Origin of the sequence: Vogesella sp., from assembly GCF_046297735.1 — a bacterium.
Classification (GTDB): Bacteria; Pseudomonadota; Gammaproteobacteria; order Burkholderiales; family Chromobacteriaceae; genus Vogesella; species Vogesella urethralis.
Genome location: NZ_JBKBHK010000007.1, coordinates 201,289 through 212,183 on the forward strand (window position 1 = coordinate 201,289; position 10,895 = coordinate 212,183).

Below are 10,895 nucleotides of genomic sequence, written 5' to 3' on the forward strand. Positions count from 1 at the left end.
GCTTTGTACTGCCTGCCAGCGCTTGGGTAAAGCGTAGCTACCCGGCCTGTGCGGTTGGCCGCACAGCTGCGCAGGTGGTGTGCGGATTTCCATACACGGTAGCGGTATAGGGGTGGCCGGCTTTTTTGTTAAATCATTGTTTTGATGTGATTTTTCAGATTGTTGATGCTGCTGGCACACGGTCTGCTCTGTCTGTCGCGCTTTTGCACAACACGACAGGGCCGGTAACGCCGCCCGACAAAGGAGAGAGACAACATGAAAAAGCCCATTGCCACCCTTGGCCTGGCCCTGGCCCTGAGCCCGTTTGCCCACGGTGCAGAATTCATCAACGTCCTGACTGGTGGGACCAGCGGTGTCTATTACCCGGTAGGGGTGGCGATGTCGCAGCTGTACGGCAAAGCCATGCCCAATGCCAAGGTATCGGTACAGGCCACCAAGGCATCGGCGGAAAACCTGAACCTGTTGCAGGCAGGACGTGGCGAAATCGCTTTCTCGCTGGCTGATGCGGCTGCCGACGCCTGGAAAGGGGATGCCGAGGCCGGTTTTGCCCAGCCGCTGAAAAAGCTGCGTGCGGTGGCGTCGATTTACCCCAACTACATCCAGATCGTGGCCAGTAGCGAATCGGGGGTGAAGACGTTGGCCGACCTGAAGGGCAAGCGCATTTCGGTGGGGGCGCCCAAGTCGGGCACCGAGCTGAATGCCCGCGCCATCCTGAAGGCTGCCGGCTTGAGCTACAAAGACTTTGCCAAGGTGGAGTTCCTGCCGTTCGGCGAGTCGGTGGAGCTGATGAAAAACCGTCAGCTGGATGCCACGCTGCAGTCGTCCGGCCTGGGGGTGGCTTCCATCCGCGACCTGGCGAATGCGCTGAAGGTGACTTTCGTGCCGGTACCGGCCGACGTGGTGGCCCGTATTGGTGACCCGGCTTACCAGCCGGCCAAAATTCCTGCCAAAACCTATGACGATCTGCCGGCCGACCTGCCGACCGTGGCCATCAGCAACCTGCTGGTGACGCATGACAAGGTGCCGGATGCCACCGTCTACATGATGACCAAGCAGCTGTTCACCAACCTGCCGGTGCTGGCCAACGCCCACTCCGCCATCAAGGCCTTCAACCCGGCCAATGCGCTGAAGGGCCTGCCGATGCCTTTGCACCCGGGCGCCGAAAAGTACTACCGCGAAGCCGGCCTGCTGAAGTAAGCCACATGGTCCGCGTCCACCCGTTTGCCGTCGATTGTCAGGCGGCAAATGGCGGCGGCCGCTTCAACGTCTTGCCGGTGTGGCCGCAGCGTGTTGCGGCAGCAGGTACAACGGGGGTTGGCCTGCCGTTGCATGCTGTGTGCCAGCACCGGGTTTTTGCAGGAGTGGTTTCATGAGTGATACCTCGCAACACGGCAGCCTGCCGCGCAGCATCGTGCTGACGGCGCTGCTGTTCTCGGTGTTCCAGATCATTACCGCCGCGTTCAGCCCCATTTCCAGCAGCGTGGTACGCGCGCTGCACGTGGGCTTTTTGCTGCTGCTGGTGTTCCAGCTGTACAACGCGCGTGGCCAGCGCGGTGCTGGCGGCGGTGTGGCCGGCCTTGTATTGGCTGGCCTGGCGTTTGCGCTGTCTTTTTACCATTGGGTATTCGAGGCCGACCTGATCCAGCGTGCCGGTGACATGACTACGCTGGACATGGGCGTGGGCATCGTGACCCTGTTGTTGGTGTTCGAGGGGGCGCGGCGGGTGATGGGGCTGGCCTTGCCGCTGATCTGTCTGGCTTTTCTGGGCTACGCCGCTTTTGGCGAATACCTGCCCGGTGATCTGGCGCATCGCGGTTACGGGCTGGACCAGATCATTGGCCAGCTGACCTTCGGTACCGAAGGCATCTATGGCACGCCTACTTATGTGTCGTCCGGCTATATCTTCCTGTTCATCCTGTTCGGTGCCTTTCTGGAGCAGGCCGGCATGATCCGCCTGTTCAACGACTTTGCGCTGGGCACCGTGGGCCACACCCGTGGCGGCCCGGCCAAGGTGGCCGTGATCTCGTCCGGCCTGATGGGCACCATTAACGGTTCCGGCGTGGCCAATGTGGTGACCACCGGCCAGTTCACCATTCCGCTGATGAAGAAGTTTGGCTACAGGGCCGACTTTGCCGGTGCGGTGGAAGCGACCAGCTCGATGGGGGGCCAGATCATGCCGCCGGTGATGGGTGCCGTGGCTTTCATCATGGCGGAAACCATCAACGTGCCGTACGTGGATATCTGCAAGGCGGCCTTGCTGCCGGCGGTATTGTACTTCTTTACTGTGTTCTGGATGGTGCACCTGGAGGCTGGCCGCGCCGGGTTGGTGGGCTTGCCCAAGGAAGACTGCCCCAACCCGTGGAAAGCGGTACGCGAACAGTGGTACTTGCTGCTGCCGCTACTGGGCCTGGTGTACCTGCTGTTTGCCGGTTTCACGCCGTTGTTCTCCGGCATGATGGGGCTGGTGCTGACGGTGATCCTGATCTTCGGCTCGGCACTGGCGCTGCGCATTCGCGGAACCGCGTTGCGGGTCATTTTCTGGCTGGGGCTGGGTTTGCTGACGGCGGGCTTTGCCAAGGGCGGCATCATCGTGCCGATGGCGCTGATTGCGGTATTGGCGGTGTTGTTGCTGTTGCAGCGTGATGGCCGTCCGGTATTGCAGACGGCGCACACCGCGCTGGTAGACGGGGCGCTGCATGCGTTGCCGGTGGGTGTGGCTTGCGCGCTGGTGGGGGTCATCATCGGCAGCATTACGCTAACCGGCATCGCTACCACTTTTGCCGGTTACGTGGTGGCGCTGGGTAGCCATAGCCTGTTCCTGTCGCTGGTACTCACCATGCTCACTTGCCTGGTGCTGGGCATGGGCATTCCCACCATCCCCAACTACATCATTACCAGTGCCATTGCTGCGCCGGCACTGCTGGACCTGGGGGTGCCGCTGATCGTGTCGCACATGTTCGTGTTCTACTTCGGCATCATGGCCGACCTGACACCGCCGGTGGCGCTGGCTGCATTTGCAGCGGCACCGATCGCGCGGGAGTCCGGCCTGAAGATCGGCATTCGTGCGGTACAGATCGCCATTGCCGGTTTCATCGTGCCGTACATGGCGGTGTATGCCCCGGCGCTGATGTTGCAGTTCAATGGCGAGGCCGACTGGTTGGCCGCAGGCTATGCCTTTGGTAAAGCGCTGCTGGCGGTGTCGCTGTGGGGTGTGGTCGCCATTGGCTACTGGCAGCGTCACTTGCTGCTGGGCGAGCGCTTGCTGGCCTTTGTTGCCGCTTGCTTGCTGGTGGTGGCCTTGCCGCTGACCGATGAACTGGGTTTTGCCGGCAGTGCCGCGTTTGTGGTGTGGCATCTGTACCGCCACCGTCGTCAGCCCCTGCTGCAGCAAGCCTGATGGCGTTGTGTCTGGCAACCGCCACCGCCAGCGTGAAGCTGGCGGTGGCCACCTTCACGCTGGTGTGGACGCACTCTATCGAAAAGGTAGACTGGCAGGAGCAGTGGCAGGTAAGGGGAAACAGCCTGTGGTTGGCCGCGGCCACCATCCGCGGTAGCGGGGCCGGCATGGAAGTGCCCGACGGTGCCCGCTGGCACGACGGTGCCTGGACTTACCAGCCGCAACTGGCGGTGCCACAGGTATTGCTTACCCGCAGCCGCTACGTACCCGACTACCGCCTGTGCCTGCCCGGTGAACCGTGTCGTCCGATGTGGCACTGGCTGCCGGCGGACGATACTGTTACCCGTATGTTGCCCTGCGAGGATTGAACCGTGACTGCCATGCCCGCGCGACCGCCGTCCCGCACCACTGCCCGCCTGCTGTTCTGGCTGGGCTGGGTGGTGCTGCTTGGCGTGCTGGCTGGCTGGCACGCCTGGCGTCTGGGGCAAGACGAGTTGCGCGAGGCCTTGTCGCAGCGCCTGGCCTTGTACACCACCGCCCTGGACGCCGAGCTGGACCGCTTTGAAGCCTTGCCTTACGTGGTGTCGCGTGACCCCAACGTGGCAGGCTTGCTGCAACGGCCACAAGACAGCAGCCTGCAGGCCGCCATCAACCGCTATCTGGCTGCGGTGAACCAGGAGTCCGGCACCGCCCAGCTGTTTCTGCTGGACGTGCATGGCACGACCCTGGCGAGCAGCAACTGGCAGCATAGCGACAGCCTGGTCGGCAACAATTACGCTTTTCGCCCCTACTTCCGCAGCGCGCTGGCAGGCAGTACCGGGCGGTTTTACGGTGTGGGTGCCACCACGCGTTTACCGGGCATGTTCATTGCCCGACCGGTCAGGCAGGATGGCCGCATCCTGGGTGTGGTGGTCGCCAAGATCGATCTGGGCGGGCTGGAAGCGGCGTGGGCACACAGTGGTGAAAAGGTGCTGGTGGCCGACCAGCAAGGCGTGGTGACGCTGGCTGGCAGCAGTGCGTGGAAGTTCGCTACCTTGTGGCCGCTGGCACAATCGGTTCGTAGCCGTCTGGCCGCCACCCGCCAGTACTACACCTCGCCGCTGCAAACGCTGCCCTTCCTTTGGCAGGGGCGTGACGTGGTCGGTATCGGCGGGCAGGATTACCTGCTGGCCAGCCGTCCGGTGGGCCGCATCGGCTGGCGCATGCTGCTGCTGGGCGATCGTGCCCCGTTGCGCGAACAAGCGTGGCTAACCGGTGCCGTCACCAGCCTTGCCCTATTGGCACTGACGCTGGGCGCGCTGTACCTGCGGCTGCAATGGCGCCGCATGCGCGAACGTCAACTGGCGCAGCTGACACTGGAACGCACGGTCGCCGAGCGCACCGCCGAGCTGGCTGCGGCCAACCTGCGCCTGCAGGACGAAGTGGCCGAGCGATTGCAAGCCGAACAGGCGCTGCGCGACACTCAGGCCGAGCTGATCCGTACCGGCAAGTTGGCCGCGCTGGGCCGCATGGCCACCAGCATTGCCCACGAACTGAACCAGCCGCTGGCCGCACTGCGCAGTTTTGCCGATAACACCCGCCTGTTTCTGGCCAAATCACGCTGGGACGACGCCGACGCCAACCTGGGTCGCATCCTGCGTGAAACCGACAAGCTGGCCGCGATGACGGCCGAACTCAAACTGTTTGCTACCCGCCGCCCGGTGCGCGGCCATTGTCGTCTACAAAGCCTGCAACCGGCGCTGGACGAGATGCTGCTTGGCCGGGGTGTCGCCTGCCACTGGCAGCTGGCCAGCGACGACAGCCTGCCGCTGGACCCGCTGGCGGCCGAGCAACTGCTGGGCAACCTGTTACGCAATGCCGCTGATGCGCTGGCGGCGCAGCCGGAGCGGCAGGTGACGGTACAGCTGTACTACCAACAAGACCAGGCCATCCTGCAAGTCAGCGACAACGGCCCCGGTTTGCCGGCCGAGCAGCCGCAACGGGTGCTGGAGCCGTTTTACTCCACCAAGTCGTATGGCCAGGGCCTGGGGCTGGGCTTGGCCATTGTTTCCGGCATCGTGCGCGATGCCGGTGGCGAGATCGCCACGGCCAACCTGCCACAAGGAGGCGCCTGCTTTACCCTGCGCCTGCCGCTAGCCGATACTGCCAGCCCATGACGCCCTATATCCTGCTGGTCGAAGACGACCCTTCCGTGCGAGAGGCCTGCTGTCAGACGCTGGAGCTGGCCGATTACGCCGTCCACGCCTGCGACAGTGCCGAAGCGGCACTGCAGCACTTTGCCCGCCACCCCGACTGCATCGTGCTGACCGACGTGCGCTTGCCCGGCATGGATGGCTTGCAGCTCATGGCCGCATTGCGGCAGGCCGACCCGGAGCTGCCGGTTACGCTGGTCACCGGGCACGGCGATGTCGGCATGGCCGTGCAGGCCATGCGCGACGGTGCGTGGGACTTTCTGGAAAAGCCATGGCAGCGCGAGCGGCTGCTGGAGGTGCTGTCGCGCGCGCTGGCCCAGCGCCGCCTGCAGCTGGAAAACCGCCGCTTGCGGGCCGAGCACGGCACCATCGACAGTTTGCTGCTGGGCGACTCGCCGGCTATCCGCCAGTTCAAGGCCCGGTTGGCAACGGTGGCGGCAACCGATGCCGATGTGCTGGTACTGGGCGAAACCGGTAGCGGCAAGGAGCTGGTTGCGCGCGCCCTGCACCAGAGCGGGCCTGGAGCCCGCGGCGAGTTTGTGGCCATCAACTGCGCGGCATTGCCCGAAACGGTGTTCGAGAGCGAGATGTTCGGTGCCGAGCCCGGCGCCTATACCGGGGCCAGCAAGCGGCGCATCGGCAAGATCGAGCACGCTGACGGCGGCACCCTGTTTCTGGACGAGATCGAAGGCATGCCGCTGTCACTCCAGGCCAAGCTGCTACGGGTACTGGAAACCCGTAGCGTAGAGCGCCTGGGCAGTAACCGCGCCCAGCCGGTGCGTTGCCGCGTGGTGGCTGCCACCAAGCTGGACCTGAAGCAGGAAAGCGACGCCGGCCGCTTTCGCGCCGACCTGTACTACCGCCTGAACGTGATTACCCTGCGCTTGCCGCCGCTGCGTGAACGTAGCGAAGACATTCCGCGCTTGTTCCTGCATTTTGCCCAGCGCGCCGCAGCGCGTTTTCAGCGCCCGCTGCCGGCGCTGGCCTCGGCCAACCTTGCTGCCTTACTGGCGGCCCGCTGGCCGGGCAATGTCCGTGAGCTGGCGCATGCCGCCGAGCGCTGGGTGCTGGGTCTGGAGGACGAGTTGACCGCCACGGCGAGTGGCAGCCTACCGCAGCAGGTGGAGCAGTTCGAGGCCCGGGCCATCGAATCGGTATTACTGAGCGTCGGCGGAGACGTCAGCGCTGCAGCCCAGGCACTGGGCATTGCCCGCAAAACCTTGTACGACAAGCTGGCACGCTACGGTATTCAACCTGCGCGCTACAGGCCATCGTAAAACATACAGACATCACGGCTATTTCACCTCACTACGGGCTGACTTGTGCATACTATTTATTGACTCATACATTGTTTCAATAATTAATACGGGCAGGGGGGCGCGCGATGAAGATCGTACACAAACTAGGCTTACTAGTACTGATCACCGTGATCGGCATGCTGGTGTTGGGCAGCGGAGCCATCTGGCAGCTGAAACGCTTCCAGGCGTTACTGGATGACTCCGAGACCACCATTGCCAGCATCCAGCTGCTGGCCGACGCGCGAGCCAACTTTCTCGATTACAACGGTTTGGTGCTGCTGCATGTGGTCAGTACCGATGCCAGTCGTCGCCAGGCGATAGAAACCGAGCTGAAAGAAGAGCGCAGGCTGATCGACGCCGCGCTGAAGTCGTATGAGTCGTTGGTAGCCGACCCGGAAGACCAGCGCTTGCTGGATGACGAGCGTCAGAAGTTACTGCGAGTATGGAGTTATTACGACAATATCATTTCCCTTTCTTCGCAGCAGCGCAGCGAAGAGGCTCGCCAGCAGTATGAGAGTAATTTGCCGGCTGTGAAGCAGGCGGTAGAGGCGCTGGACAAGCACGCCAAATACAACAACACCTATGTAGAAGAAAACAAGATCAGCTCGGTTGCCATCCAGAATCAGTCGCTGGGGATCACCATCGGCCTGACGCTGTTGGGTACCTTGCTGGTGGCCTTGATCGGCTTTGCTGTTTATCGCCAGGTTGATCGCGGTTTGGGTGGTGCCCGTCAACTGATGCAGGACATTGCGGCCAACTTGGACTTTACGCGTCGTGCCGAGGTGCGCGGCAATGACGAGATCGCCCAGATGCTCGGAGCGCTTAACCAGCTGATCGACAGCCTGCGTGGCAGTCTTGGTCGCATCATGGATGGTGCCCGTCAGATCAACGAGGCTTCCGAGGCCGTCGCCGGTGCAGCGCAGAAAGTAGCACACGGGTCCGATGCGCAGTCGGAATCGGCGGCGGCGATGGCGGCAGCACTGGAGCAGATTACAGTCAGCATCAACCATGTTGGCGATCGCGCCCAGGAAGCCGACCAGCTGGTGCGCACCGCCGGTAACAGCGCCAGCGGTGGCCGCCAGGTGATCGACAATACCGTGGCCAGCATTCATGCCATTTCCACTACCGTGGGCGAGGCGTCCGGCAATATGGCGCAGCTGGACGAGCGCAGCCGCGACATCGCCAGCGTGGTGTCGGTGATCCGCGATGTGGCCGACCAGACCAATCTGCTGGCACTGAATGCGGCCATCGAGGCGGCCCGTGCCGGCGAGATGGGGCGCGGTTTTGCCGTGGTGGCCGACGAAGTACGCAAGCTTGCCGAGCGCACCGCGCTGTCTACCCAGGAAATTGCGGCCAGCGTCAGCGCCATCCAGAGTGTGTCCGGTAGTGCTGTTGCGCGCATGCAGGCGGCGGTGGAGCGGGTGGAAAGCGGCGTCACCGAAGCCGGCCGCGCCAGCGAAGTGATGGGCGACATCGTGGGCAGCGCGTCTCAGAGCTGCGAGTTGGTGGGTGAAATCACGCTGGCCATTCGCGAGCAAGGGGCCGCCACCGACGGCATCGCCCACCAGGTGGAAACCGTGGCCAGCATGGCCAACGATAACGCGATGGCCGCCAGCGAGGCGTCGGCCCAGGCCGGGCGCTTGCGCGAACTGGCGGCTTTGATGCAGCAGACGGTATCGGCCTACAAGCTGTAGCACCGCTACCGCGGTACCACCTTGCGGCCAACCCCGGCGGGTTGGCCGCGGTCATTTTGACGCCGGCATGCTGCTGCGTCACACTGCTCAGCCTCATGTATGACAGGCGTCACCATGTTGCCCTATATCGCCCTCACCGCCGCCATGCTGCTGTGGTCCAGTTCCTTCATCGCGCTGAAGACGGTGTTTGCCGTCTTCGACCCGCTCTTCGTGCTGTTCTGCCGCATGATCATCGCCAGCATCTGCTTGCTGCCCTTTCTGCTAGGCCGCGGCCAACGTTGGCGTTACCAAGCCGGTGACTGGCGCTGGTTGCTACTGATGGGGCTGTGCGAGCCCTGCCTGTATTTCCTGTTCGAGGCGCAGGCGTTGCTGTATACCAGTGCGTCGCAAGCCGGCATGATCACCGCCACGCTGCCGTTGCTGGTGGCCGTCGGCGCGCATTTCCTGCTGCGCGACCGCCAACCGCGCACCGTATGGCTGGGTCTGGGCGTGTCGCTGGGCGGCGTACTGCTGTTGACCGGCGGCAGCCAGGCCGACGCCAGTGCACCCAACCCGGCGTTGGGCAACCTGCTGGAATTCTTGGCCATGGTGTGCGCCACCGGCTACGTATTGATCGCCAAGAAACTGTCCAGCCGCTATTCGGCGCTGGTCATTACCGCCACCCAGACGCTGATGGGCAGCGTCTGGTTTGGCGCGGCACTGCTGACGCCGTGGGCCAGTTGGCCGCAGCATTTCCCGCTCGACGCCGTACTGTGGGTGGTGTACCTCGGGGCCTGTATCACGCTGGGCGCCTACGGCATGTATACCTGGGCCGTCGGTAAAGTACCCGTGGCGCTGGCTGGCGCTTTCATCAACCTCATCCCGCTGTTTACGCTGTTACTCGCCTGGCTGTTTCTTGACGAGCGTCTCAATGGCGTACAAGCACTGGCCAGCTTGCTGGTACTGGGTGGTGTCTTGCTCAGTCAATGGCGCGGTAAAAGTGAAAAAGCCTGATATCCGGCAATTGAGTTTTTCGTTCTGCTGCCGATACTGACAACAGACCCGTTAACCTGGAAGGTACACATATGAAATACCCCGCGATGGTAAACACGCTGCTGGCTGCATTACTGAGCCTTGCCGCCACTACGGCCATCGCTAGCGATGCCCCTGCCGCTGTCCACAAAGCAGCACCGGCCCCAGCGAGCGCGGCCAACCATGGCCCGGCCGCGATCAAAGAAGATACTACGCACGCGAGCAAGACACCGGAAACCCTGCAGCCTTCCATCCACCCGCTTCGTAAGCAGGTGGCGCACGCTGCGGCACCTGTGCGTACCAGCAGTCATGCCCCGGCACACGGCAGCAACAAAACCGCCAGTCACAAGACACGTCCCCACAAGCCGGCTGCAGTGCACCGCAGCCACGCGGCGCATGACGATCACGACCACGGTGGCGAAGTTGGCAAGGTGCAAAACCTGGTCAAAGCCATGCTGGCGGCCAACAGCAACTATATGAAGCGCAATAACAGCGCCTACTTCGACAAGTTCGCCAGCAAGCAGACACCGCGCGCCATGGTGGTGACGTGTGCCGACTCGCGCGTGCAGAGCAACGCCTTCCACGGCGACGCCGTCAACGACCTGTTCATGGTGCGCAATATCGGTAACCAGCTGGCCACCTCGGAAGGTTCGGTCGAGTACGGCGTGCGGCACCTCAACACGCCGTTACTGATGTTTGTCGGTCATGCCGTATGCGGTGCCGTGGCTGCCGCCAGTGGTGACTTCAGCAAACTGGAACGCCCGATCCAGAAAGAGCTGCTCACTATCAACATCCCTAAAGGCATCAACGTCAACGAAGGGGCGCTGATGAACGTGAATAACCAGGTAGACGCTGCCATGCTCAAGTTCGGTGGTGAAGTCGAATCCGGCAAGCTGGCCGTCATCGGCGCCTTCTACGACTTCCGCAACGACTTCAAGCAAGGCAAGGGCAAGCTGATCATCACCAATATCAATGGTGAAACCGACCCGGCCAAGCTGGCAGCCCTCACCAAAGCCGGTAATTTCTTTAATGCTGCAACCGGTATGAGCGCGGCGCCGGCTGCAGGCCACTAGCCATAACGGCTACTCCTAGCAAGCCGCCCGAATGGGCGGCTTTTTTACATCCATATAAGTCATATACTTATAAAATAAATGCAAGTATTTGTGATTTTTCTCGCAGAAAGTGTTGACGGCCCAGGGCGGGGTGGGTATAGTTCGCCTCCTCAGCTGACGACGCAAACGAAACGAAGTCAGCACCGCTCTTTAAACAAACCAAATAACCGATAGGTGTAAGTGTCTGGCTC

8 protein-coding genes and 2 pseudogenes are annotated in these 10,895 nt (G+C 62.6%); all 10 read left to right on the plus strand.

Translation table 11 applies throughout. The annotated features are described in order from the left end of the window. Positions 1-255: 255 nt before the first annotated feature. Positions 256-1,197 carry a TAXI family TRAP transporter solute-binding subunit gene (locus ACK4FZ_RS11065; protein WP_409820827.1) on the plus strand — a complete coding sequence of 314 codons (942 nt, stop codon included), beginning with the start codon at positions 256-258 and terminating at the stop codon, positions 1,195-1,197. A gap of 172 nt (positions 1,198-1,369) precedes the next feature. After that, entirely contained in the window at positions 1,370-3,397 is a 2,028-nt protein-coding gene (locus tag ACK4FZ_RS11070; RefSeq protein WP_409820829.1) for a TRAP transporter permease, read from the plus strand. Next, positions 3,397-3,765, plus strand: coding sequence for a DUF1850 domain-containing protein (locus ACK4FZ_RS11075; protein WP_409820831.1), 369 nt, complete (start codon positions 3,397-3,399; stop codon positions 3,763-3,765). The genes ACK4FZ_RS11070 and ACK4FZ_RS11075 overlap by 1 nt, the downstream gene beginning before the upstream one ends. Positions 3,766-3,777: 12 nt before the next feature. After that, complete coding sequence (locus ACK4FZ_RS11080) at positions 3,778-5,553, plus strand: ATP-binding protein (RefSeq protein ID WP_409820851.1); 1,776 nt, start codon at positions 3,778-3,780, stop codon at positions 5,551-5,553. Then, on the plus strand, positions 5,550-6,866 hold the full coding sequence (locus ACK4FZ_RS11085; RefSeq protein WP_409820833.1) for a sigma-54-dependent transcriptional regulator: 1,317 nt from the start codon (positions 5,550-5,552) through the stop codon (positions 6,864-6,866). The genes ACK4FZ_RS11080 and ACK4FZ_RS11085 overlap by 4 nt, the downstream gene beginning before the upstream one ends. A gap of 107 nt (positions 6,867-6,973) precedes the next feature. Then, a pseudogene (locus ACK4FZ_RS11090) lies at positions 6,974-7,723 on the plus strand (MCP four helix bundle domain-containing protein); the annotation flags it as partial. A 106-nt stretch (positions 7,724-7,829) separates the two neighbouring features. Then, positions 7,830-7,973 carry a hypothetical protein gene (locus tag ACK4FZ_RS11095; protein ID WP_409820853.1) on the plus strand — a complete coding sequence of 48 codons (144 nt, stop codon included), beginning with the start codon at positions 7,830-7,832 and terminating at the stop codon, positions 7,971-7,973. Continuing rightward, positions 7,940-8,581, plus strand: a pseudogene (locus ACK4FZ_RS11100) (methyl-accepting chemotaxis protein); the annotation flags it as partial. The gene ACK4FZ_RS11095 and the pseudogene ACK4FZ_RS11100, both read left to right, overlap by 34 nt. Before the next feature lie 114 nt (positions 8,582-8,695). Then, a complete protein-coding gene (locus ACK4FZ_RS11105; protein WP_409820835.1) occupies positions 8,696-9,574 on the plus strand; it encodes a DMT family transporter in 879 nt (292 codons plus the stop codon). A gap of 71 nt (positions 9,575-9,645) precedes the next feature. Beyond that, positions 9,646-10,665 (plus strand): carbonic anhydrase, encoded by a 1,020-nt coding sequence (locus ACK4FZ_RS11110; RefSeq protein ID WP_409820837.1) that lies wholly within the window; start codon positions 9,646-9,648, stop codon positions 10,663-10,665. Positions 10,666-10,895: the final 230 nt, after the last annotated feature.